We start from the raw sequence: 23,674 nt of genomic DNA, 5'->3' as shown, positions 1-23,674 counted from the left end.
GCGCACCTCAGCCATGTCGGCGAACAATCGGGAACAAAACAGTTTCCCGAATTGACAAGCCGGTGAGTGCCATCAGCAGCCGATCGACACCCATTCCAGTTCCCGTGGTCGGGGGCATCGCATACTCCATTGCCGCCAGAAAATCCTCGTCGAGTGCCATCGCCTCGTCGTCGCCCGCGGCCGCTGCCCTGGCTTGGGCTTCGAAGCGCTCGCGCTGCACGATCGGGTCGACCAGCTCGGAATAGCCGGTGGCCAACTCGAACCCGCGCACGTACAGATCCCACTTCTCCGTCACGCCGGGGATGCTGCGGTGCTGCCGGGTCAGGGGTGTGGTCTCGACCGGGAAATCCTTGACGAATGTCGGAGCCCACAATGTGTCGCCGACGGTGTGCTCCCACAGTTCTTCGATCACCTTGCCGTGCCCGTAGCCGCGATCCCTTGGGATCTCCACCTCCAGCCGGTCGGCAATAGTCAGGAGATATTCCAGCGAAGTGTCCGGGGTGATCTCTTCACCGAGGGCTTCAGACAACGACGGGTACATTTCCAGCGACGGCCATTCACCGTCGAGGTCATAGATTGTTCCGTCCGGCAATGGCACTTGCCGGGTGCCGATCGCCTCATCCGCGACTTCCTGAATAACTTCACGGGTGACGATCGCCGAATCGTCATAGGTTCCCCATGCTTGATAAGTCTCGAGCATCGAGAATTCCGGCGAATGCGTCGAATCGGCACCTTCGTTTCGGAAGTTCCGATTGAGCTCGAAAACCTTCTCCAGTCCGCCGACCACGCATCGCTTGAGGAACAACTCCGGCGCGATCCGCAGATACAGATCGGCGTCGAGCGCGTTGGAGTGGGTGATGAACGGCCGTGCCGCCGCCCCACCGGCCAGCGTCTGAAGCATCGGCGTCTCGACTTCGAGGAACCCGCGACGATCCAGCGCATTACGCAGCGCTCGGACTACGGCGATGCGTTGCCGGGCCACGGTTCGGGCCTGCGGGCGCACGATCAGGTCGACGTAGCGCTGCCGGACGCGCGACTCTTCGCTCATTTCCTTGTGAGCGACGGGCAGTGGACGCAATGCCTTGCTGGCCATCTGCCAGGCATCGGCCAGCACCGAGAGTTCGCCGCGGCGGGAACTGATCACCTCGCCGTGCACGAACACGATGTCCCCGAGGTCCACCTCGGTCTTCCAGGCCTCGAGGGCGTCCTGACCGACACCGGCCAGGCTGATCATGGCCTGCAACTGGGTGCCGTCGCCCTCCTGCAGGGTGGCGAAGCACAACTTGCCCGAGTTCCGGGCGAACACCACCCGCCCGGTGACGCCGACGATCTCGCCCGTGGCGGCGTCGGCTTCCAGGTTCGGATACGCGGCCCTGATCTCGGCCAGCGAATGGGTTCGTGGCACCGAGACGGGATACGGATCTTTTCCTTCGGCCAATAAGGCCTCGCGCTTGCCCTGGCGAATCCGGAACTGCTCGGGGACGTCGGAGTCCGCGTGGTCGGTTTCCGGAGTATCAGCAGAGCTCACGACGTGCCAGCTTAAATGAGGTCATGGGGTCCCTCCTAAACGCGGCCGCGGTCACAGCCCTGGCGGGCGAACGAGTGGACTGGCGGTTCAAGGGGCTGCCCGCTTCCTGGTCGGGGCTGACGGTGGCGCAGATCTGTGCCGCCGCGCCCGACCTTCTCGACGCCGGGCCGCTGGGCCCGGTGTGCGTGCTCTCCGACACGGCGCTGCGGCACAACCTGGCCACGATGGCGCAGTGGTGCGCCCGGCACGGGGTCGAGCTGGCACCGCACGGGAAAACCCATATGTCGCCGCAGCTGCTGGCCCGGCAGTTCGCAGCTGGTGGGTGCGCGGTCACCGCCGCGACGATCAGCCAGGTGCGCACCTACCGCGCGTTCGGAGTGCGCGAGGTGGTGCTGGCCAACGAACTGGTGGACGCCGCGGGTCTGACGTGGCTGGCCGCGGAGCTCGACACCGATCCCGAGTTCCGGCTGATCTGCTGGGTGGACTCCGCGCGCGGGGTGGCGCTGATGACCGAGGCGTTGCACGCGGCGGGCGCGCGACGCCGGCTGGATGTCTGCGTCGAGTTGGGCGCGCTGGGCACCCGCACCGGCTGCCGCGACGACACGACGGCCGACGCCGTGGCGGCCGCTGTGGTCGCCAGTCCGCGGCTTCGCCTGGTCGGGGTGGCCGGCTACGAGGCCGCCCTGGGCCACGACGTGTCGCCCGCCGGCGTCGAGCGGGTGCGGGGCTATCTCGAGTGGGTTCGCGCGGTGGCTATTCGACTTGCGCCGCTGTGTTCGGACATGGTCGTAACCGCGGGTGGCAGTACGCATTTCGATCTGGTCGCCGAGACGCTGACGGGCCCGTGGCGCACGGTCCTGCGCAGCGGGGTGTATCTGACCAACGACGACGGGCTCTATCTGCGGACCTCACCGCTGACCAGGCCGGGTGCTGAGCCGGGCGGGTTCGTACCGGCGATGCACGTGTGGGCTCAGGTGTGTTCGCGGCCCGAACCGGGCCTGGCGTTGTTGACGATGGGCCGTCGCGACGTGTCCTTCGACGCAGATCTGCCTGTCCCACAACGACTTCGAGTCGGATCTGACTGGACGGACCTGGCCGGCTGTGAAGTGACCGCGCTCAACGACCAGCACGCGTTCGTGCGCCTGTCGCCGGCCGCCGAGGACGCCGTCCAGGTCGGCAGCTGGATCGAGTTCGGGGTGTCACACCCGTGCACGGTGTTCGACAAATGGCAGCTGATCCCGGTTTTGGATGCTGGCGGCCGGGTGGTCGATCTGGTGCGCACGTTCTTCTAGCGGGCTGATTTGATCCGGCGCTGATTGTCGCGGTTGCGTTCGTAGACCATCCGCAGGCCGTCGAGGGTGAGGTGCTGATCGTAGTGCTGCACGGTGTGCAGATCGGGCAGCATCAACGGGGCGGTGTGACCGGTGGCGACAACCGCCACGTCGGAGCCGGCAAAGCCGTCGACATCCTCGCGGATCCGGTTCACCAGGCCGTCGACCAGCCCCGCGAAACCGAACATCGCACCGGCCTGCATGCACTCCACGGTGTTCTTGCCGACCACGGACCGCGGCCTGGTGAGCTCGACGCGACGCAGCGCCGCCGACCGTGCGGCCGCCGCGTCCGAGGACACCTGAACACCGGGAGCAATTGCGCCCCCGAGGAATTCGCCCTTCGCGGAGACGACATCCACACAGATCGAGGAACCGAAATCCACCACGATGGCCGCCGAGGAGAACTTCGCGTAGGCAGCGAGGCAGTTCACGATCCGGTCGGCGCCGACCTCCTTCGGGTTGTCGACCAGCAGCGGAATTCCGGTGCGCACACCAGGCTCGATCAGCACATGCGGTACGGCAGACCAGTACTGCTCGAGCATGAGCCGGACCTCGTACATCACCGAGGGCACGGTGGACAGGCCGGTCGCACCGGTCAGTCGTTCGGAGTCGTCGCCGATCAATCCCTCGATGGTGAGCGCGAGTTCGTCGGCGGTCACTTCCGGCTCGGTACGGATTCGCCAGTGCTGCACGACTTTCGCATGATCGCCGGATCCTGAGATCAATCCGACGACTGTGTGGGTGTTGCGGACGTCGATCGCCAGCAACACGGTCAGCTCACCGTCCGCGGCGACAGCAAGCCGGTGACATCGTCGGGCACGTGGGCCGGGTCGTCACCGAGATCGATCTGCCGGTTGTCGGCGTCGACGAACACGACGCGCGGCCGGTACTCCCGCGCCTCGGCATCGACCATCACGCCGTAGGCGATCAGGATCACCAGATCGCCGGGATGTACCAGATGTGCTGCGGCACCGTTGATTCCGATCACCCCGGTGCCGCGCTTCCCAGTGATGACGTAGGTCTCCAGCCGCGCACCATTGTCGATGTCGACGATGGTCACCTGTTCACCCTCGAGCAGGTCGGCGGCGTCCATCAGGTCGGCGTCGACGGTCACCGAGCCGACGTAGTGCAGGTCGGCGTGGGTGACGGTCGCGCGATGAATCTTCGACTTCAGCATCGTGCGGAACATCAATTTCTCCAGGTGATTTCGGGGTGATCACCGTTGCCGCCAACGCCGGGCGGAGCGGTGTCGGTGGACAGATCGACGGCGATGTTGTCCAGTAGCCGGGTGCTGCCCAGGCGTGCGGCGACCAGCAGACGCGCGGGGCCGTACGGCGGCGCTGGCTCCAGCCACGGCCCCCGCAGTTCTAGGTAATCGACCTTGATGGCAGGCACTTCGTCGAGCACTGCCCGGGCGGCGTCCAGCGCGGCGTCGGCTCCGCCGGCCGCTGCCCACATGCCGGCCAACAGCGCCGAGGACAGCGCGCAAGCCTGCTCACGCTCCTCGGAATTGAGGTAGCGATTGCGCGAGGACATGGCCAACCCGTCAGACTCGCGGACGATGGGTACACCGACGACCCGGACATCAACGTTGAGGTCGCCGACCATCTGGCGGATCAGCACGAGCTGCTGGTAATCCTTCTCACCGAAGAACGCCCGATCCGGTCGCACGATCTGTAGCAGCTTCAGTACGACGGTCAGCATGCCGGCGAAATGCCCTGGCCGAGAGGCGCCTTCGAGATCGCCACCCAACGGACCGGGATGCACCGTGGTCCGCGGCCCGTCTGGATACATGGCCGACGCGCTCGGGGCGAACACCACCTCGACGTCTTCACCGCGAAGGAGTTCGAGATCGGATTCCAGAGTGCGAGGATAGGCGTCGAGATCTTCGCCGGCGCCGAACTGCAAGGGGTTGACGAAGATCGACACCACGACAACCGCGCCGGGCACCTTCTTGGCGGCGCGCACCAGAGACAGATGGCCGTCGTGCAGCGCGCCCATCGTCGGCACCAGCATCACCCGCCGCCCGGTGTGGCGCAGCGCGCGCGTCACATCGGATACCGCCTGCGGCGCCTGGTACAGATTGAGTTGTCCGGGAGCGAATTTCGGCGAAGTCATGACCGCCGCCCTTGTCCTGACCAGTTGGCCAACACCTCAACAACCTCCTCGGGGGCGTGCGCACGCTGGGCGGTGCGTAGTGAGTTCGCGCAATACGATTGGGCCAGTTCGGGATTCACCGCGTGAAGGGCAGCGAGGTGCCCGGCGACCGCAGCCGCATCGCCGCGGGCGACCGGTCCCGTCAGGGCCGCCTGCCCGCGTTGCAGCGTGTTCTCCAGCGCAGCACGGGCCAACGGGCCGACGATCCGCTCCGCCAGGCCACCGGGTGCGTCACCGACCAGTTCCTGCCCGAGCAGCTCCTGGCCGGATACCGCCGCTCGCAACGCATCCAGCGCGTCGGCGACCACCGTGACAAGGTGGTTGCTGGCGTGGGCAAGGGCCGCGTGATAGAGCGTGCGTGCATCCTCGCGCACCCCGAACGGCTCGCCGCCAATCTCCAGCACCAGTGACTGGGCGATCGCGTAGCCGATCTCATCGGCGGCGGTGACGCCGAAGCAGCTGTCGGACAGCCGGGCGATGTCCTCGTCGGCGCCGGTGAATGTCATCGCCGGGTGTATCGCCAGCGGGACGCACCCCAGTTCGGCCAGCGGCGCCAGGATCGAGACCCCGTTCGCGCCCGAGGTGTGCACGACGATGGTTCCCCGGCGGACCGCACCCGTCGCCGCCAGCCCCCGCACCAAGCCGGGCAGCTCCGAATCGGGGACAGTCAGCAGCAGCAGCTCGGCCCGGTCGGCGACATCCGGCACCGGCAGGATCTCGGTGTCGGGTAGCCGCCGTTCTGCGAGCCGCCGCGACGCCGTCGAGATCGCACTGCAGGCGACCACCACATGCTCGGCACGCTCCAACGCGACGCCGAGGGCGGTGCCGACACGGCCGGCCGACACGATGCCGACCTTGAGCCTGGCCGGGCGCAAGCCGCTGGGGGTCCCCACGTAGACGACCTCGCTGACGTCAATGAGTTGGTCGTTCCAGTCCTATGCCAGGTACCGGACGGTCGACACAACTCTAACCCGCCCCGATTCGCGGCCTATTCGTCGCGTCGACGCCGCCTACCGCCCTCGCCGGGAGTGGCGTTGGCCTGCAGGCGGGCCAGCAGGTCGGCGACCGACTGGCCGCCGGTCTGCTCGGCGTCCCGGGCCCTGCGCCGGGGCTCCTCCTCGGTCCCGCGGTGCCGGGCGGGAGGCGGTGGGGTGGTCATCGCGGGCTGGCCGGGACTTTCGACGGAATGACGCGACCGGGGCGCGGCGGGTTCCGGCGCCGGCTGCATCACAGGTTCGGGCCGCGCCTCGGGCTGCGGCTCCTGCGGCGGGGTCCAGTGCCGGCCTCGGGGCTCGCTGGCCGGTGATCCCTGCGCCGCGGCCGACGGCACAACGAAACCGTTGTCGGCGTTGGCAACCCAATTACTGCCCGGCGAGCCCGGCGGCAGCCAGCGCCCGTCGGCTTCCACGGGTCGCCATTCGGCGCCCTCGGGTGCCGGGCGCGGCGGTTCGGGCTGGGCCGGTTCCGGGGCCAACGCCGCGGCCGCTGCTGCGACATCGGGATCAGATAGCGGCGGTGGTGGCGGCGGCGCAAACGGTCGTTCCGGCTCGGCAGGGCGCCCGGCGTTCTGGCCGCCGTTTTCCCACGGCCGCCGATGCGAACCACCCGGCTCGGCTTGCGGCTCGGCCCGGCGTCGACGCCGCGGCGACGGTGCAGCAGGCTCCGGCTGCTCGGGCTGCGACGAGACCAGCGGCTCTTCGGGAACGTCGATGATCGGGTTCTCGGCGGTCCGGCTGGCGGTGTCCTCGGGCCGGACCGGGGTGATCCGGCTGCTCTCGACACGCCCGGGCACCGGCGGCATGGTCGTCGTGTCGCGGGTCCAGTCGGCGGTCCGTTCACCCTCGAGTGCCGGCCGGTCACCCAGGTCGGCGTCGAACATGATCTCCAGGTTGGCGCGCAGCGCCGCCAGCTCGGCGCGCAGTGCGGCGACCTCGTCGGCGGCTTGCGCGCGCAGCTCGGAGGCGAGCTCGCGGCGCAGATGCGATTCGACGCTGAGTTCGTATTCGCGCCGGGCCGAGATCTCCCGGTCGAGCTGCAGGTCGTAGACCAGCTTCAGGTCGCGCGCCCGGGCGGCATCGATATCGCTCTGCCTGCGGTACATCACCGAGACGAATGCACCGATCACTGCGGCCCACAACGACAGGATGACCGCCAGTTTCAGCAGCTCGACGCGGGTGGTGAACACCAATGCGGAGCTGGCCGCAATGGCAAGGACCAGCAACACCGTCAAGAGCAGCCAACCCGGCCTGCGGCCGCCGCGCCGATTCTTGGCGCCGCGGGACAGAACGGTCATGGGCTGACTGTACCCGCGCGATGTCCGTGCGCGTGTCGTCGAGCTGCGGCGATTCGCCGCCTTCGCACTACTCCCGGGCGGCGTCGGGATCGTCGGTAGGGTCACCGGGCGAACGGCAGCAATGTTGCAGCCACAGCGCCGCGACGACGAGCGCCAGCGCGCTGAACGCGGCCACCACCGCACCCGGGGTGTCCGCGCCTGCCACCCGCAGCTCGGTACGGCGGGGCAGCAGATAGGCCAGCACCCCGACCCACCAGCCCAGCATCACCGCGCCGACCCAGGTCGAGGCCTTGGCGACCACCACGCTGCGCGCAACTGTGAGCGGGTGCAGCCTGCCGCCGCCGACGCCGATCTGGCCGTCGCGGATCTTGGCTCGCACCGACACCGCCCAGGCACCCTCGATCGCCGCGACGGCCAGCAGGGACAGCCCGGTGAACAGGGTGATCGGTGGAAAGTAGCGGTACAGCATGTGCACGAGCAGATAGGCCAGGATCGCGACACCGACTGCGGCGACGATGAGATCGCGTGTACGGGTCGGGCCCATCAAGCGCCGCCCAGCCGAAGTACGAGAGGGGTCAGGCGCACTCCGTCGCGGTCCACCGCGTCGAGCTCGGCCAGCAGCCGGTCGACGCGCTGGGTCTGGCCGGCCACGGTGAGTTCGGCGTCGGGGTCGACGGCCAGCCACGGCACCATCACGAAGGCCCGCATGTGGGCAAGCGGATGCGGCAGGGTCAGGCCGTCGTCGCGGGAGAACACCTCACTGTCGCCGTCATGGCAGGTGACGAGGTCCACGTCGAGGGTGCGCGGCCCCCACTTCTGCTCGCGGATGCGATCGTTGGCGTTCTCCAAAGCCTGTGCGCGGCGTAACCATTCGTGGCCGTCGGCCTGGCGATCGTCGGCGACCACGACCGCGTTGAGGAACGGTCCCTGCTCGACGCCACCCCAGGCATCGGTTTCGTAGACCGGGGACAGCGCACGCACCAGGTCGCCGAGCCCGTCGACGGCGGCTTGCAGCCGCGCCATCCGGTCGCCGAGATTGGAGCCGATCGACAGCACCACGCGGGTCACAACTCGCCCCCGAGCGGAACGATCTGGCCGCGTCCGCTGCGCCGAGACCGCCGCGCAACGACGGCAACGTCGGTGAACGTCAACGGGATCGGCGCGTTCGGCTTGTGCACCACCACCTCGACGGCATGCACCCGCCGGTCGTTCATCACGTCCTCGGCGATCTCGCCGGCCACCGTCTCGATCAGATTGCGTGCCGGGCCGCCGACGATGGCCGCCGCGCGCTGGGCCAGCGTGCCGTAGTCGAAGGTGTCGGCGAGGTCGTCGCTGGCGGCGGCGGCGTCCAGGTCGATCCACACGGTGATGTCGACGATGAAGTCCTGTCCGTCTCGGCGCTCGTGATCGAAGACGCCGTGGTTACCGCGGACCGTCAGGCCGCGCAGCTCGATCCGGTCAGCCATCTGCACCTGCTTGCTCGCCGCCGCCACCCCATGCTCCGGCCACTTTCAGCGCGTCCACGCTGGCGCGCACGTCATGCACCCGCACACCCCAGGCGCCGTGGACTGCGGCCAGCGCCGAGATCACCGCGGTCGCGGTCTCGCGCCCGTCCGGTGGTCGGACGGTGCCGTCGGCGTCGGCGAGCAGCGAGCCGAGGAACCGCTTGCGGGATGCACCGACCAACACCGGGATCCCGGTCGCAACGAACTCCGGGAGCGCGTGCAGCAGCGCCCAGTTGTGCGCGGCGGTCTTGGCGAATCCCAGGCCCGGGTCGATGATCAGGTTCTCTTGGTCCACGCCTGCGGCGACGGCAGCCTCGACACCGGCGAGCAGATCGTCGCGCACCTCGGTCACCACGTCGCCGTAGTCCGGCACATCGTGGGGATGCTCGGCCCGCACCGATCGCCAGTGCATCAGCACCCAGGGCACCTTGGCCTCGGCCACCAGCGGCGCCATCACCGGATCGGCCTTGCCGCCGGAGACGTCGTTGACGATGGTGGCGCCGTTGTCCAGAGCGGCAGCCGCGACGGCCGCGTGCATGGTGTCGATGCTTACCGTGACCCCTTGGGCGGCAAGCCCTTTGATGACGGGTATGACGCGGGCGGATTCCACCGCGGCGTCGATGCGCACCGCCCCGGGGCGGGTGGACTCACCGCCGACGTCAATGATGGACGCACCCTGGGCGGCCAGGGCCAGTCCATGTTCGACGGCGCGGGCGGGGTCGAGATAGCGTCCGCCGTCGGAGAAGGAGTCGTCGGTGACGTTGACAACTCCCATCACCAGGGTGCGCGGGCCGTGTGATTGCGTCATTTACGCAAGATGAGATCCAGCGCCTCGGATCGCGATGCGTGGTCGCTCTTGAACTGTCCGCGGACCGCCGATGTCGTGGTGCTCGCACCTGGCTTACGTACCCCGCGCATCGCCATGCACAGGTGCTCTGCCTCGATCACGACGATCACCCCGCGCGGCTTGAGCTTGCGCATCACGGCGTCGGCGATCTGGGTGGTCAGCCGCTCCTGCACCTGCGGGCGCTTGGCGTAGAGATCGACGACGCGGGCCAGCTTCGACAGTCCGGTCACCCGGCCGTCTTCGCCGGGGATGTAGCCGACGTGCGCGACGCCGTGGAACGCCACCAGGTGGTGCTCACAGGTCGAGTACATCGGGATGTCCTTGACGAGCACGAGTTCGTCGTGTTGCTCATCGAAGGTGGTGTCCAACACCATGTCCGGGTCGGTGTAGAGCCCGGCGAACATCTCCTGGAAGGCCCGCGCGACCCGCGCCGGGGTGTCCTGCAGACCGTGCCGGTCGGGGTCCTCGCCCACCGCGAGCAGCAGTTCACGAACGGCGGCCTCGGCCCGGGACTGATCGAAAACAGGCATCTCCAACGTGCTCACGTCGGGCTGCGGCATCGAAGCTCCGTTCGTCATCAGCCGTTGGACGGTGGCTTCGACCGGCCCCCGTCGTCACCCGATTCGTCCTGCGGCTTCGCATGCTGACCGGTGTGACTGGGTGAAGGATACGGCTGGTAGGGCGGATAGGGCTGGCCCTGTTGAGGATGTTGCTGTCCCCAGCCGGGCTGCGGCGGATACCAATATCCGCCCTGCTGACCGTGTTGCTGACCCGGCTGGCCCTGCTGCGGACCTCCCGGCGGCGGCCAGCCGGGGGCATGCCAGCCGGCCGGCGCACCGTAGTCAGGCTGCGTCGAACCCGGCTGCGGCTGCTGGCCGGAGTGCGCGCCGTTGCCGTTCCCGCCACGGGGCTGCTGGGCCTGCGCCGCCGCGGTCGCCTGGGCGATCGCTTTCTTGAAGGCCGGTTCCGGCATCGGCTTGGGCCACGGCTCGCCGCGTTCGATCGCCAGCTCACCCGGAGTCTTGATTGGCGGCTTGTCGGACGGGATACGACCACCGAAGTCGTCGAACACCGTCAGACGCGGCCGCTTCTTCACCTCACCGAAGATGGCTTCCAGCTCCTTGCGGTGCAGCGTCTCCTTCTCCAGGAGTTCACCGGCCAGGATGTCGAGGACATCGCGGTACTCGGTGAGGATCGTCCACGCCTCGGTGTGGGCGGCCTCAATCAGCTTGCGGACCTCGTCGTCGATGTCGCGGGCGACCTCGTGGCTGTAGTCCGACTGGGTGCCCATCGTGCGGCCCAGGAAGGGGTCGCCGTGCTCGGTGCCGTACTTGACCGCACCGAGCTTGGAGCTCATGCCGTACTCGGTGACCATCGCCCTGGCGATCTTGGTGGCCTGATCGATATCGGACACCGCGCCGGTGGTCGGCTCGCGGAAGACCAGTTCCTCGGCCGCGCGGCCGCCCATCGCGAACACCAGCCGGGCGATCATCTCCGAGCGGGTCATCAGACCCTTGTCATCCTCGGGCACCGACACCGCGTGGCCGCCGGTACGTCCGCGGGCCAGGATCGTCACCTTGTAGATCGGCTCGATATCGGGCATCGCCCAGGCCGCCAGGGTGTGCCCACCCTCGTGGTAGGCGGTGATCTTCTTCTCCAGCTCGCTGATCACGCGACCCTTGCGACGCGGTCCGCCGATCACCCGGTCGACGGCTTCCTCCAGCGCGGCCGCCGTGATGATGGTGCCGTTCTCGCGGGCGGTGAGCAGCGCGGCCTCGTTGATGACGTTGGCCAGGTCGGCGCCGGACATGCCGACGGTGCGCTTGGCGAGGCCGTCGAGATCGGCGTCGGGAGCCATCGGCTTGCCCTGCGAGTGCACCCGCAGCACGGCCTTGCGGCCGGCGAGGTCGGGGCTGGTGACCGGGATCTGGCGGTCGAAGCGGCCCGGGCGCAGCAGCGCGGGGTCGAGGATGTCAGGCCGGTTGGTGGCCGCGATCAGGATGACGCCCTGGCGGTCACCGAAGCCGTCCATCTCGACGAGCAACTGGTTCAGCGTCTGCTCGCGCTCGTCATGGCCGCCGCCCATCCCGGCGCCGCGCTGGCGACCCACAGCGTCGATCTCGTCGACGAAGATGATGCACGGGCTGTTTTGCTTGGCCTGCTCGAACATGTCCCGCACCCGGGAGGCGCCGACGCCGACGAACATTTCGACGAAGTCCGAACCAGAAATCGTGAAGAACGGAACTCCGGCCTCACCGGCGACCGCGCGGGCCAGCAGCGTCTTGCCTGTCCCGGGCGGACCGTAGAGGAGTACGCCGCGCGGGATCTTGGCGCCGAGCGCCTGATACCGCGACGGGTTCTGCAGGAAGTCCTTGATCTCGTACAGCTCTTCGACCGCTTCGTCCACACCCGCGACGTCGGCGAAGGTCGTCTTCGGCATGTCCTTGCCCAGCTGCTTGGCCTTGGACTTACCGAAGCCGAAGCCCATCCGGCCGCCGGTCTGCATGCGGGAGAACAGCACGAACAAGCCGACCAGAAGGAGCAAAGGAAGCATGTAGACCAGTAGCGAGCCCAGAATGCTGCCCTGGTTGACCACGGTGTTGGTCTTGATGTTCTTGGCGCTGAGGGCGTTGAACAGGTCGACCCCGTACCCGGTCGGGTACTTGGTGATCACCTTGTTGGAGTTCTCGGTGTCGCCGTTGCCGTTCTTCAGCTCGAGGCGAAGCTGTTGCTCGCGGTCGTCGATCTGCGCGGTCTTGACGTTGTCGCTGGTGATCTGCGACATCGCCACCGAGGTGTCGACGGGTTTGTAACCCCGGGTGTCGTCACTGAAATAGAAGAACGACCAGCCGAGCAGCAGCACAACGGCAACGACCGTGAGTGTGCGGATCACGTTTTTGCGGTTCATCAAGCATCGGCCGTTACGGCCCGGTCCTTCCGATATGCGCAGCTGGGATAGTTCAGGCTACCGCTAGGACAACGTGGGCAAGTGCCCACAGGGTTTCCGTCAGGCTTTGGTAGCTGTTCGCTGTGCGCCGAACCGGCTCTTCCGGGCTGCCCGGAGCTGTGCTTGGCTGGCACCGTGCTCGCTTCGACCGAACGGTTAGTCGATGTCGGCGAGGTCCGGTTGCGGGTGCTCGAAGCCGGTGACCGGGGCGCGCCCGTGGTGGTGCTGGCGCACGGCTTCCCGGAACTGGCGTACTCGTGGCGACACCAGATTCCCGTGCTCGCCGCCGCCGGCTACCACGTGCTGGCACCTGACCAGCGCGGCTACGGCGGATCGTCGGCACCCGAGGCGATCGAGGCCTACGACATCCACCGCCTCACCGGCGACTTGGTGGCACTGCTGGACTCCGAAGTCGGCGGCGGCGCCGCGCAGGCCGTGTTCATCGGTCACGACTGGGGCGCGATGGTGGTGTGGCATACCGCGCTGCTGCACCCCGACCGGGTCCGGGCGGTCGCCGGCTTGAGCGTGCCGCCGATCCCGCGGGCGCGGAGCCGGCCCACCGAGCGGTGGCGGGAGAAGTTCGGCGAGGACTTCTATATGTTGCGGTTCCAGGAGCCAGGGAAGGCCGACGCCGAAATGGCCGCCGACGTGGCGGCCACCATGCGCGGGATGTTCGCCGACCTCTCCCCGTCGGCACCGCCCGGGTGGATCAGGGACGACGAATTCGACCACTACGTCGGCGAGTTCGGCAGGACGGGATTCACCGGCGCGCTGAACTGGTACCGCAACTACGACCGCAACTGGGAGTCGACGCCTCAGCTCGCGGACGCGCACATCACCGTGCCCGCGTTGTTCGTCGGCGGGACCGCCGACCCGATCGCGCCGACGATGAACCCGGCCCGCGCCCGCGAGGTGGTGGCGGGGCCGTACACCGAGCGGTGGATCTCCGGCGCCGGGCACTGGGTGCAGCAGGAGCGCCCCGAGGACGTGAACCGGATCCTGTTGGAATTCCTACACGAAGTGGAGTCGCCGTGACGCAAAAGCCGCTGAACTTCGGGGTGTTCATCACTCCGTTTCATCCAGTGGGCCAATCCCCAACCGTCGCACTGGAATACGACCTGGAGCGGACGGTCGCCCTGGATCGGCTCGGATTCGACGAGGCGTGGTTCGGCGAACACCACTCCGGCGGGTACGAATTGATCGCCTGCCCGGAGGTGTTCATCGCCGCGGCCGCCGAGCGCACCAAGCACATCCGGCTGGGCACAGGCGTTGTGTCACTGCCCTACCACCACCCGCTGATGGTCGCCGACCGCTGGGTGCTGCTCGACCACCTGACCCGGGGCCGGGTGATCTTCGGCACCGGGCCCGGCGCACTGCCGTCGGACGCGTACATGATGGGCATCGATCCGGTGGAGCAACGACGGATGATGCAGGAATCGCTGGAGGCGATCCTGGCGCTGTTCCGCGCCGGGCCAGACGAGCGGGTCGACCGGCACTCGGATTGGTTCACGCTGCGCGACGCGCAGCTGCATATCCGGCCCTACACCTGGCCGTACCCGGAAATCTCCACGGCGGCAATGGTTTCCCCGTCGGGTCCGCGGCTGGCCGGGCAACTGGGCACCTCACTGCTGTCGCTGTCGATGTCGGTGCCCGGCGGGTATGCGGCGCTGGAGGACGCCTGGGGTGTCGTCGTCGATCAGGCCGCCAAGGCCGGTCGGCCCGAGCCCGACCGCTCGACGTGGCGAGTACTGGGGATCATGCACCTCGCCGATACCCGGGAGCAGGCGATCGAGGACTGCACATACGGGCTGCAGGATTTCGCCAACTATTTCGGCGCAGCCGGGTTCGTGCCGCTGTCCAATGATGTCGAAGCCGCCGAGCAGTCCCCGCGCCAGTTCGTCGCCGACTACGCCGCCGGGGGCAACTGCTGTATCGGCACACCCGATGACGCCATCGCCTACATCACCGACCTGCTGGATCGCTCGGGCGGCTTCGGCACCTTCCTGATGCTCGGTCACGACTGGGCGGACCCGCAGGCCACCTATCATTCGTATGAGCTGTTTGCGCGAAAAGTCATGCCGCACTTCAAGGGACAGCTTCAGGCGCCGAGGGCGTCGCACGACTGGGCGCAGCGCAAGCGCGACGACCTGTTCGGCCGCGCCGGTGAGGCGATCATGAAGGCGATCGGCGAGCACGCCGGCGAGCAGGCCGGCGAGCGCACTTAGGCCTCGGTCAGCTGCAATCTCGTTGCAACACCTGTACCGCCCTAGATTTCAGCCGGCGTTCCCGGCGTGAGCCAGTGGACATTCGCGAGCTCCGACAGTGCCTGGCGTGCAACATCTTCCGGCTCGCGGAAGTGCGTCCAGCCCTCGTAGTGCACGGGCACCACCACCCGCGGCCGCATCAGTTGGGTCAACTCGAGGCCCTCGCGGGCGGTCATGGTGAAGCGCACCGGCCCGGTGAACCCGAACCGCACCCCGCCTAGATGCAGCAGCGCCACATCGACCGGCATCCGCCGAGCGACCTCACGCAGACCGTCGTAGAGCACGGTGTCCCCCGACATCCACAGCGCGGCGGCATCCTCGCCGTCGCGGTGCAGCGCGAACCCGTTGACCTTTCCGGTGATCGGGCCGCTGAAACGGGGGCCGTGCCGGGCCGGGGTGGCGGTCACCGTCAGCGGCGGGCGGCCCTCGGCCGTCAGCGTCGTCGACTCCCAATCCGCCAGGCCGCGGACATTCGGCGCGGCCAGCCGCCGCGCGGCGGGCACGGTGGAGACGACGGTGCCGGCCTGAGCGAGCAGGGCACGGCCGGAGTCGTCGAGGTTGTCCGCGTGCTGATCGTGGCTGAGCAACACCACGTCGACGGGTGCGATGGCGTCGCGCGGCCGGGCCGGACCCGCGACCTTGCGCGACGACGTGCCCCAACCGAACGTGTACCGGCGCCCTGGTGAGTCGAAGGTCGGGTCGGTCAGGATCCGCCAGCCGTCGGCCTCGACCAGCGTGGTGGGGCCGCCGAGGTGAGTGAGCACCAGCTTGGCCATCGGAAAAACCTAGCGCGCCACGCTACGGTGTCTCCCATGCCCATCGCCGGACGTCGTGTCGTTGTCGCGCTGGCCTCGGCGGCTACCGCCGCCGCCGTACTCACCGGCTGCGACTCCGCACCCGCGGTGCCCACCAATCCGCGACAGGTCACCGTCGTCGGCTCCGGCGATGTGAAGGGCGTGCCCGACACCCTGACCGCCGACGTGAGCGTCGAGGCAGCCGCAGCCGACGTCACCACGGCGATGAACCAGGCCAACGACCGCCAGAACGCGGTACTCAACGCGCTCAACGCCAGCGGCGTCGACACCAAGGACATCAGCACCACCGGGGTCAGCCTGCAGCCCCAGTACGGCGACAACTCCGTGATCACCGGCTACCGGGCGAGCAACTCGATCCAGATCAAGATCCGCAAGTTGGACACCGCCTCGCAGGTGCTGGCCAATATCGTCAGCGCCGGTGGTGCCGCCACCCGAATCAACTCGGTGAGCTACTCGATCGAGGACGACGCCAAGCTGGTCGGCGACGCCAGGGCCCGCGCGTTCAACGACGCCAAGCAGCGGGCGCAGCAGTACGCCGACCTGTCCGGGCTGTCGCTGGGCAAGATCATCTCAATCTCCGAGGCACCCGGTGGCACACCCCCGCCGCCCCCACCGATGCCGATGCCGATGCGCGGCGAGATGGCCAGTTCGGTTCCGCTGTCCCCCGGCCAACAGACGGTGAGTTTCTCGGTGACGGCGGTCTGGGAGCTCGGCTAGTACGGCTGACGTCCTCGCACTTCCGCACTGGTGACGAGACTTGGCGAAGAATCACCCGTTCGACCGACATCACTTCTGTTATCGCGTTGTTATTTTGTGCGCGGGGGCAAGCATCGTTGCCAGAATCCAGAAACCCCCTGGATGCGGATCGAACTAGAACGACTGCGCTGGTGGTCAATGGCTTAGCGCACGCTCTACTTTCGATCTCGCGGCGTCGATGCGAAAGCGCGAAGGAACCGCCGTGGCTGCTACGAGTCCGAAGAAGTCCGCGCGTAAGGGAAGGCACCGCAAACTTCAGCCAGCAAATGCTGTGGCCACCCGGTGGTTGCGTATCGGCGCGGTCGGCGTGGGGTTGGGCGCCGCTTTCACTGTCGGGCAGGGGACCGCTACAGCAGCACCCGATGACACCTCGCACGCCGGCACTCACGTCAGCAGTGACGCAAACGACACGCACGGGGCCCAAAGCAAACGAAAGAGTCCGGGCACCGCGGCGCCCCGACGCGACACCGGATCCAGGGCAGCGAAGCCGGATCACGGCTTGAGCCCGACTGACGGATCGGCCGGCACCAAGACGGCAAGCTCGACAACTGTGCCCTCCGTGCTGACGCCGCCTCGTCGGAGCAATCTGAGCTTGCCCCAAGCCCCCGCGCCGACAGCGCTGCTGGGTGCATCGGAGTTGCCCACCTCGATGGCGACGACCCCCGACGTCAGTGGCTCGCCAACTGTTCGTCGAACCGTCTCACCAGATGGTTTCGGCAAAGTCGTCAGCGGCGTGTTCAACTCAATTGGTCTGGGGCAGTTGCCAACTGACCTGCCATCGCCAACAATCCCATTGGGACCGCTCTTTGCCACACTCTCCGGCGCGGCTCGAGAAGTCGAACTCTTGTCGAACAGCCGACACACCCCCACCGGGTCGATCAGCGCCGGCGCGCTCAGCACCGAAGAAACCGAGGATGCCGTCGACAATTCAGCGACTGCAGCCCACTCAGCCAATGACGCCGCGTCCGACGCAGAAGCGGCCCGGGAACGGTCCCAGGCCGAGCTCAACAAGTCTCTCGGCTGGGTTCCCGTGTTGGGCACGGCGTTCAACGCATTCAACTTTGTGGCAGATTTCGTCGACTTCGCCCGCGCGGCCCTGCGCGGCGACACCGCTGACATGAGTGACGAGATCAACGATATGACCGTCGATCTCGTCGGAATGATCCCGGTCGTCGGGGGTCCGCTCGCGGCGATGATCCACCAGACACTGGTAGTGGGCCCCGTCGTTGGACACGCTCCTGCCCCAGTGAACGACAGCTTCACCACGGACGAAGACACTCCACTGGCCGGCAACGTACTAACTAACGACACCGATGCTGACGGCGACGTTCTGACCGCCGCCCTAAGCAAGCAAGCCGCCCACGGCGCTGTCGTTCTCGACCAAGACGGCACGTTCACCTATGCACCGGTCGGCGACTACAACGGCGTCGACACATTCACATACACCGTCAGCGACGGTGTCAACATCAAGACCGCCACCGTGACCGTTACCGTCAGACCGGTCAGCGACGCACCCATCGCCAAAGACGACACTGTCACTCTCAACGAGGACACTTCGAAAATAATCGCGGTGCTGGCCAACGATACCGATGTCGATCGAGATCCCTTGAGCGTCCTCGCGACCACCATCCCCCAACACGGGGAGGTCAGCGTCGGTACTGGCGGTGCGATCACGTATACACCAGTGGGGGACTACAACGGAGCAGATTCCTTCGCGTACACGGTGACCGACGGGCACGGCGGCACCAGCACCGCCACGGTGTCTATCACCGTGACTCCGGTGAACGACGCACCCATTGCGGTGACGGACAACGTTGCCACCGACGAAGACACAGCGTTGACCTCGAACGTGTTGACCAATGACCAGGACATCGATGGTGACGCCTTAGGTGCAACGCTCAGCACCCAGGTCGCTCACGGCACCCTGATCTTCAACGTTGACGGCTCATACACCTACACCCCGAATGCTGACTACAACGGCGTCGACAGCTTCACTTACAGCGTCAGCGACGGTGTAAAGACCAGCACAGCCAATGTCAACATCACAGTCAACCCTGTCAACGATGCGCCTGTGCCCGGCAACGACTCCACCGCCCTCGACGAAGACTCCTCGACCGTAATCGCGGTCCTGGGCAACGATTCTGACGTCGAACACGATCCGCTGAGCGTCGTTGGCACCTCGACTCCCGGACATGGGACGATCGCCGTCGGCGACGGGGGCACCATCACCTACACTCCGTCAGCCAACTACAACGGCGCAGATAGCTTCACCTACACAGTCTCCGATGGCAACGGCGGCAATACGGTCGCCACCGTGTCTGTGACAGTCAATCCGGTCAACGATGCACCGGTGGCCAATACCGATAACTACGGCGTCGACCAGGACAAGCAGCTAACCGGCAACGTTCGCAACAACGACACCGATGTCGACGGCGACGCCCTCACTGTCGGCTTCGTCTCCGGCCCGAGTCACGGCAGCCTGACTCTCAACCCTGACGGCTCATTCACTTACAACCCCGCTGGCGGCTACAACGGCGGGGACAACTTCACCTACACCGTGACAGATGGCAGCGGCGCTAGCGCGACCGGCACTGCGAACATCACGGTCAATTACGTGGCTCCCCCTGTAACAACCCCAACGCTGAGCCAGAAGGTCGGCACGTTCGTCGGAAACACGAGAGGCAGAACTATAGCGAACCCGGACGGGTCCTACGCCGGCGAATGCGTCTCCCTCGTTCGCCAATACCTCGAGCAAGTCTTCAACATTCGAACCGGCGCCTGGGGCAACGCGATCGACTACCGCAGCGGTGGCTCTGGCGGAAATCAGCTCGCCGCTCGCGGCTTCACTTGGCACACCGACCGCAACTTCCAAGACGGCGACATCCTTGTGTTCGGCCAGAACTCACAGGCAGGCACAACCGCCTACGGTCATATAGGAATCTGGTATGGCGGCCAGTTCTACGACCAGAACGACGGCTGGCGGGCAAATGCGAGAACCGCCAACTATTCACCGTTCAGCGGTGTTTCGCCAGCCTTGCTGGGCTATTGGCGGGCATCTGGCAGCAGCAATCCGCAATACGCCACCGCAAAGGTCATGGCGAGAACCCAGCGGATGGCGGCTGCCACTCTGAATTCCCAGCAGCTTGGTTGGTACGAGGTGAACACAAACCTATCGTTGGTTTGCTACGCGCGGGGCCAAGCAGTCAAGGGCTATTACAGTTCCTCCTTCAGCGGAGGCCTGGACAACCTTTGGTACAAAACTTCAGATGGCGGATACGCTGCCGACGTCGACATCAGCACAGGGTCCAACAATCCCGTCACAGGGTCTTGTTGACAGGCGTCAGCAGAACGGCGTTGGCGTCTGACGGCAACAGTTTGGCAGTACTGGTGTCGTACGATCGACTGATTTATCTTGCGTGGCCGTCAAATATATTCAGTCGTGAGTTCAATAGTCACTCAGCCGATATGATCCGCACCAACGGCGAATTTGAGCCGACTTGGGGAATTCGACGGTTGTGCGGCGGGGGCGCAAAAGTTGATACAAACACACCATTCGGTGCGTGCGTTCTCTGAGCGGCACCTGTGGTTGATCGCCAGGTTTCTCACGGTCGTGCGTGCTGGCGCGATCCTCGTGATATCTGCAGCGACGCTGTTCGACCCGGCTTCGGACGGCGTCGCCAATCTGGTCTTCATGGCGGTCCTGGCGGGATGGTCGTCTTTTCGGATCGTGCGAAATGCGCCGACACGAGGCGCTCTCACCGTCGACTTCGGCTGGGCGATCCTGACAGCCGCACTTCTGTCGATCCTGGAGCACGCGGGCACATGCGGACTGTCGCACGCGGCACCGCTCGTGATCGTCACCGTCTCGGTCGTCACCTTGGCCGCGCAAGTGTCGACGCGATCGGCAGTGGCGATGCTCGCCGTGACACTCATCAGTTACGGCTGGGGCGCGGCCCAGCTCATCGGCTGGGAGCGGACCGAGAAGATCGACGACCTCTACCGGATAGCGTTCGGCTGGATCATCGCAGTCGTGCTGCGCGCTGTGGTGCTGCGCGTTGCGGCGGCCGTCGACCAGTCACACAGCGATCATCTTGCTGCCGAGTTGGCGAATCAGGTCAGTGAGGCGCGGCGAAATTTTGTCGCTGAACAGTTGGCCGTCTTGCACGACACCGCGGCAGCGACGCTGCTACTGGTTGGCCAGGGAGCGACTGTCACCTCCGAAAGACTTGCGGCACAAGCCCGGCGAGACTTGCAGATTCTGCGCTCGGCACCCGCCATGGACAGCGACCGCTTGATGGACACTGTTGCTCTGCTCGAGGAGGCCACCTGCCGGATCGGGGTTCCCATCTCCATCACGGGGCGCAGCGAACTATGGCTTCCAGGAGAGCTTGCAACCGCGATCTGTGCCGCCGCGTCCGAAGCGATGACCAATGCCCAACGGCATGCCTGCGCCGACGCGATCACGATCGACGTTGGACGCGAGCATGTGGTGGTCTGCGACAACGGCTCGGGATTCTCGCCGGACACGAAAATGGGCAATGGCGTCACCGAGTCGATCGTCGGACGGATGAAGCGCGCCGGTGGATCCGCCACCCTCACAACCGGCCCAGGCGGGACGGTTGTCAAGATACGTTGGGCAACTGCGAGATCAAGACAGAATCTCGACGTCGATCGCACTATAGAGCAGCTGAGCGCCGGGTACCGGATCGCGTTGGTCGTCCTGGCAATCACGAACCTGGTTGCGGCTGTTGTGTGGGCTTCTCCAGCGTCCACCCACCGTCCGGTGCAGTACGCGTTGGCAGCACTAGCGGGGCTGTGCGCGCTGGCTGGGCTGCCGGGTCGATTCTCGGAGTGGCGGTGGACAGCGCCAACGGCTGCAACCTGTCTGGGTGCCATCGCAGTGATGCAGCAAGCGGAGCTGTCAGCCGCTGAGCTGAGTACCGACGCGAACTGGTCACAGCTGACGATCGGGTTCTGCCTTCTGCCACATACTTTGAGCTGGTCGTCGGGTCGAGCCGCAACGGTTCTGATAGCTCTGTGGACGGTGCCGGCGGCGGTAGCGCTGTCCCGTAGTCCTGACTGGTCGATATTTCTGGCCGCCACGATCGCTGCCTGCTTGATCCCGCAACTCGGGGTGGCGATGTTCAGCAGCCTGGCCCGTAGCGCGGCGACCGAAGCGAGCCGCGAGAACCGGGCACGCCTGCAGGTGGTCGGCCGCGAACACGTTGCGCAGGCTCTTCAACGCGAGTACCTGGACCGCTATGCCGCCCTCGTCGATCGGCTCACTCCTCTGCTTACCGCGTTGAGCGAAGGCCAGCCGGTCACACCTGCCTTGAGACGGCAGGCGCGAATCGAATCACAACGCCTACGGGCGCTGTTCGACGAGGCGTCGTCATCCAACGGGCAACTGCTACAGCAACTTCAGCACGCAATCGGGCCCGCCCAGGACCGCGGGCTGGAGGTGAGCCTGCACGTCGACGACGACCTGCCAGGGCTCACCGAGGATGCCGTCACGTCGTTGATGGGGCGCGTCACCGATGTCCTGGATATCGCCGACTCTCACGCCCGGATCGTGCTCACCCGCGCAGATAACGGCGGGGTCGCCGTGAGCGTACTCGTCGACGTGACTGATCAACACCCCGAACAGCTTTGGGCCGACGACAGCGCCCAGGTCGTTTCGACCGACACGTCGACATGGGTCACGTTCTCAACGCCGGCGGGCAACATGGCATCGGATCAGGATGTCAGTGCCTGATCACAGTCCTCTCAGGGTCGTTGTCATAGACGATCACGACGCCATCCATGACGCCGTACGTATCTGGTGCAGAGACGCTGAGCCTGCGGCTACCTTCGTCGCGGCATTCTTCTCGACTGAACAATTCCTGTCCGATGTCGGCTCTGAGGTCGATGTCGTAGTGTTCGATCTCGAACAGGACGGCCGCAGAATCGATTTTGCCGGCTTGTCGCGCGTGATCGAGCGCGGCTACCGCGTCGTCGTCTACTCCTACCAATCCGCCAACGAAGTGATACTTCGCTGTCTGGAGATAGGAGCACTGAGTTACATCGCCAAGTCGGAGAACAAGCAACACCTCATCGACGCGATCACGGCGGCCCACGCCGACGAGCCCTACGTCGGTCCACGCATGGCTGCAGCGATGTTCGCAAACCAAGATGCGGGGCGGCCCAACCTGACATCACGCGAAATGGAGGTGTTGATCGCATGGTTCCAGACGGAAAGTAAAGACCTCGTCGCCCAGCGACTGTTCATCTCGCCCTCGACGGTACGCACCCACCTGCAACGCGTACGGGCCAAATACGCGTCCGTCGGCCGGCAGGCTCAAACGAAGTCCGCTTTGGTGGCCCGCGCCATCCAGGACGGCATCATCGCCGTCGACGATCTTTAGGCTCGCTCGACCAGTCGGCGGAGGTGGCCGACAGTTCACCGACAAGCGTCGAAGTCCTCCTGCGAATACTCCCGGACCTCGACCAGCACCATCTTGTTGCCGGAGTTGCCCCGCATCAACGCTTCGACTCCATAGGGCCGCTCCTCGGGCGCCTGGAGGCACTCGAGCCCCGCGCCGAGATCGACGAGATGGCGTGATCCACTCGAACTTCGGCGGCCAAACGTCGGTTTGGGCGCGGTGGAACCGACTAGCCCTGGTACACCTTCGGCTCGAGTGTGCCGATGAAGGGCAGATCGCGGTAGCGCTCGGCGTAGTCCAGGCCGTAGCCGACGACGAACTCGTTGGGGATGTCGAAGCCGACGTATTCGATGTCGACATCGGCGCGTACCGCGTCGGGCTTGCGCAGCAGCGTGCACACCCGCAGCGACTTGGGATGGCGGGTTGCCAGGTTGCGCAGCAGCCACGACAGCGTCAGCCCGGAGTCCACGATGTCCTCGACGATCAGCACGTCGCGATCATGGATGTCGCGGTCGAGATCCTTCAGAATGCGGACCACCCCGGACGACGACGTCGACGATCCGTACGAGCTGACCGCCATGAATTCCAACTGGGTAGGCAGCGGAATCGCGCGGGCGAGGTCGGTGACGAACATCACCGCACCCTTGAGGACCGTGAGCAGCAGTAGGTCCTGACCGTTCAGCGAATCGCCGTAGTCGCGGGCAACTGATGCCGCCAGCTCAGCGGTCCGGGTGTGAATCTGCTCTTGTGACAACAAGACCGATTTGATGTCCCCGGGATACAGCTCGTGCGCCGACACGTCCACACTG

At 66.3% G+C, this 23,674-nt stretch carries 21 protein-coding genes and 1 pseudogene; 7 read left to right on the top strand and 15 right to left on the bottom strand.

The window, feature by feature from the left end:
* Positions 1–7 precede the first annotated feature (7 nt).
* Entirely contained in the window at positions 8–1,528 is a 1,521-nt protein-coding gene (lysS, locus tag G6N32_RS02380) for a lysine--tRNA ligase (protein WP_115317525.1), read from the bottom strand.
* 23 nt (positions 1,529–1,551) lie between these two features.
* On the opposite strand from lysS, the gene G6N32_RS02375 reads away from it, so the two are divergent.
* Complete coding sequence (locus G6N32_RS02375; protein ID WP_115317526.1) at positions 1,552–2,820, top strand: alanine racemase; 1,269 nt, start codon at positions 1,552–1,554, stop codon at positions 2,818–2,820.
* Here the strand turns inward: G6N32_RS02375 and G6N32_RS02370 are convergent.
* The 11 genes from G6N32_RS02370 to ftsH form a co-directional block, all read right to left on the bottom strand.
* On the bottom strand, positions 2,817–3,629 hold the full coding sequence (locus G6N32_RS02370; RefSeq protein WP_115317527.1) for a type III pantothenate kinase: 813 nt from the start codon (positions 3,627–3,629) through the stop codon (positions 2,817–2,819). The two genes, G6N32_RS02375 and G6N32_RS02370, sit on opposite strands and share 4 nt — an antisense overlap.
* A 2-nt stretch (positions 3,630–3,631) precedes the next feature.
* Positions 3,632–4,048, bottom strand: coding sequence for an aspartate 1-decarboxylase (panD, locus tag G6N32_RS02365; protein ID WP_115317528.1), 417 nt, complete (start codon positions 4,046–4,048; stop codon positions 3,632–3,634).
* A complete protein-coding gene (gene panC / locus G6N32_RS02360; RefSeq protein WP_115317529.1) occupies positions 4,048–4,977 on the bottom strand; it encodes a pantoate--beta-alanine ligase in 930 nt (309 codons plus the stop codon). The genes panD and panC overlap by 1 nt, the downstream gene beginning before the upstream one ends.
* On the bottom strand, positions 4,974–5,909 hold the full coding sequence (locus tag G6N32_RS02355) for a Rossmann-like and DUF2520 domain-containing protein (protein WP_163789095.1): 936 nt from the start codon (positions 5,907–5,909) through the stop codon (positions 4,974–4,976). The genes panC and G6N32_RS02355 overlap by 4 nt, the downstream gene beginning before the upstream one ends.
* Before the next feature lie 95 nt (positions 5,910–6,004).
* The gene (locus G6N32_RS02350; protein ID WP_115317531.1) at positions 6,005–7,309 is read right to left on the bottom strand and encodes a DUF6779 domain-containing protein; all 1,305 of its coding nucleotides are present in this window, start codon (positions 7,307–7,309) and stop codon (positions 6,005–6,007) included.
* Positions 7,310–7,376: 67 nt separating this feature from the next.
* The gene (locus G6N32_RS02345) at positions 7,377–7,853 is read right to left on the bottom strand and encodes a DUF3180 domain-containing protein (RefSeq protein WP_115317532.1); all 477 of its coding nucleotides are present in this window, start codon (positions 7,851–7,853) and stop codon (positions 7,377–7,379) included.
* Positions 7,853–8,377, bottom strand: a complete 525-nt coding sequence (gene folK, locus G6N32_RS02340) for a 2-amino-4-hydroxy-6-hydroxymethyldihydropteridine diphosphokinase (protein WP_115317533.1) — start codon at positions 8,375–8,377, stop codon at positions 7,853–7,855. The genes G6N32_RS02345 and folK overlap by 1 nt, the downstream gene beginning before the upstream one ends.
* On the bottom strand, positions 8,374–8,775 hold the full coding sequence (gene folB / locus G6N32_RS02335) for a dihydroneopterin aldolase (protein WP_115318880.1): 402 nt from the start codon (positions 8,773–8,775) through the stop codon (positions 8,374–8,376). The genes folK and folB overlap by 4 nt, the downstream gene beginning before the upstream one ends.
* Positions 8,768–9,622, bottom strand: coding sequence for a dihydropteroate synthase (folP, locus tag G6N32_RS02330; protein WP_170310577.1), 855 nt, complete (start codon positions 9,620–9,622; stop codon positions 8,768–8,770). Before folP ends, folB begins: the two co-directional genes overlap by 8 nt.
* A complete protein-coding gene (gene folE, locus G6N32_RS02325) occupies positions 9,619–10,221 on the bottom strand; it encodes a GTP cyclohydrolase I FolE (RefSeq protein ID WP_115318882.1) in 603 nt (200 codons plus the stop codon). Before folE ends, folP begins: the two co-directional genes overlap by 4 nt.
* Positions 10,222–10,238: 17 nt before the next feature.
* Complete coding sequence (gene ftsH, locus G6N32_RS02320; RefSeq protein ID WP_115317534.1) at positions 10,239–12,569, bottom strand: ATP-dependent zinc metalloprotease FtsH; 2,331 nt, start codon at positions 12,567–12,569, stop codon at positions 10,239–10,241.
* Between the two features lie 174 nt (positions 12,570–12,743).
* On the opposite strand from ftsH, the gene G6N32_RS02315 reads away from it, so the two are divergent.
* On the top strand, positions 12,744–13,643 hold the full coding sequence (locus G6N32_RS02315; RefSeq protein WP_170310576.1) for an alpha/beta fold hydrolase: 900 nt from the start codon (positions 12,744–12,746) through the stop codon (positions 13,641–13,643).
* Positions 13,640–14,833 carry an LLM class flavin-dependent oxidoreductase gene (locus G6N32_RS02310; RefSeq protein WP_115317535.1) on the top strand — a complete coding sequence of 398 codons (1,194 nt, stop codon included), beginning with the start codon at positions 13,640–13,642 and terminating at the stop codon, positions 14,831–14,833. Before G6N32_RS02315 ends, G6N32_RS02310 begins: the two co-directional genes overlap by 4 nt.
* 41 nt (positions 14,834–14,874) lie before the next feature.
* Here the strand turns inward: G6N32_RS02310 and G6N32_RS02305 are convergent, their stop codons facing one another.
* A complete protein-coding gene (locus G6N32_RS02305) occupies positions 14,875–15,648 on the bottom strand; it encodes an MBL fold metallo-hydrolase (RefSeq protein WP_115317536.1) in 774 nt (257 codons plus the stop codon).
* Between the two features lie 36 nt (positions 15,649–15,684).
* Between G6N32_RS02305 and G6N32_RS02300 the strand changes: the two genes are divergently transcribed.
* The 4 genes from G6N32_RS02300 (at position 15,685) to G6N32_RS02285 (ending at position 22,847) form a co-directional block, all read left to right on the top strand.
* Positions 15,685–16,404, top strand: coding sequence for an SIMPL domain-containing protein (locus G6N32_RS02300; RefSeq protein ID WP_115317537.1), 720 nt, complete (start codon positions 15,685–15,687; stop codon positions 16,402–16,404).
* Positions 16,405–17,092: 688 nt separating this feature from the next.
* On the top strand, positions 17,093–19,777 hold the full coding sequence (locus tag G6N32_RS02295) for a cadherin-like domain-containing protein (RefSeq protein WP_163789093.1): 2,685 nt from the start codon (positions 17,093–17,095) through the stop codon (positions 19,775–19,777).
* 222 nt (positions 19,778–19,999) lie between these two features.
* Positions 20,000–22,198 (top strand): sensor histidine kinase, encoded by a 2,199-nt coding sequence (locus tag G6N32_RS02290; protein WP_115317539.1) that lies wholly within the window; start codon positions 20,000–20,002, stop codon positions 22,196–22,198.
* Positions 22,185–22,847: a response regulator transcription factor gene (locus tag G6N32_RS02285; protein WP_115317540.1), complete on the top strand. Its 663-nt coding sequence runs from the start codon at positions 22,185–22,187 to the stop codon at positions 22,845–22,847. Before G6N32_RS02290 ends, G6N32_RS02285 begins: the two co-directional genes overlap by 14 nt.
* 35 nt (positions 22,848–22,882) lie before the next feature.
* Here the strand turns inward: G6N32_RS02285 and G6N32_RS28710 are convergent.
* Together G6N32_RS28710 and hpt are read right to left on the bottom strand one after the other, a co-directional pair.
* A pseudogene (locus G6N32_RS28710) lies at positions 22,883–23,017 on the bottom strand (VOC family protein); the annotation flags it as partial.
* 77 nt (positions 23,018–23,094) lie between these two features.
* Positions 23,095–23,664 (bottom strand): hypoxanthine phosphoribosyltransferase, encoded by a 570-nt coding sequence (gene hpt, locus G6N32_RS02280; protein WP_410432862.1) that lies wholly within the window; start codon positions 23,662–23,664, stop codon positions 23,095–23,097.
* Positions 23,665–23,674: the final 10 nt, after the last annotated feature.

The sequence above is a fragment of the Mycolicibacterium aichiense genome (assembly GCF_010726245.1).
Lineage (GTDB): Bacteria > Actinomycetota > Actinomycetes > Mycobacteriales > Mycobacteriaceae > Mycobacterium > Mycobacterium aichiense.
Note: the sequence above shows the minus strand (reverse complement) of the source record. Positions and strands in the feature narration are given on the sequence as shown.

Bases quoted from the DNA above. Each gene is read 5' to 3' on its own strand.
- G6N32_RS02300 (WP_115317537.1), top strand. From the start codon at position 15,685: ATGCCCATCGCCGGACGTCGTGTCGTTGTCGCGCTGGCCTCGGCGGCT.
- G6N32_RS02350 (WP_115317531.1), bottom strand. From the start codon at position 7,309: ATGACCGTTCTGTCCCGCGGCGCCAAGAATCGGCGCGGCGGCCGCAGG.
- G6N32_RS02305 (WP_115317536.1), bottom strand. From the start codon at position 15,648: ATGGCCAAGCTGGTGCTCACTCACCTCGGCGGCCCCACCACGCTGGTC.
- G6N32_RS02285 (WP_115317540.1), top strand. From the start codon at position 22,185: ATGTCAGTGCCTGATCACAGTCCTCTCAGGGTCGTTGTCATAGACGAT.
- folB (WP_115318880.1), bottom strand. From the start codon at position 8,775: ATGGCTGACCGGATCGAGCTGCGCGGCCTGACGGTCCGCGGTAACCAC.
- folP (WP_170310577.1), bottom strand. From the start codon at position 9,622: ATGACGCAATCACACGGCCCGCGCACCCTGGTGATGGGAGTTGTCAAC.
- panC (WP_115317529.1), bottom strand. From the start codon at position 4,977: ATGACTTCGCCGAAATTCGCTCCCGGACAACTCAATCTGTACCAGGCG.
- panD (WP_115317528.1), bottom strand. From the start codon at position 4,048: ATGTTCCGCACGATGCTGAAGTCGAAGATTCATCGCGCGACCGTCACC.
- ftsH (WP_115317534.1), bottom strand. From the start codon at position 12,569: ATGAACCGCAAAAACGTGATCCGCACACTCACGGTCGTTGCCGTTGTG.
- G6N32_RS02345 (WP_115317532.1), bottom strand. From the start codon at position 7,853: ATGGGCCCGACCCGTACACGCGATCTCATCGTCGCCGCAGTCGGTGTC.
- folE (WP_115318882.1), bottom strand. From the start codon at position 10,221: ATGCCGCAGCCCGACGTGAGCACGTTGGAGATGCCTGTTTTCGATCAG.
- G6N32_RS02295 (WP_163789093.1), top strand. From the start codon at position 17,093: ATGGCGACGACCCCCGACGTCAGTGGCTCGCCAACTGTTCGTCGAACC.
- G6N32_RS02375 (WP_115317526.1), top strand. From the start codon at position 1,552: ATGGGGTCCCTCCTAAACGCGGCCGCGGTCACAGCCCTGGCGGGCGAA.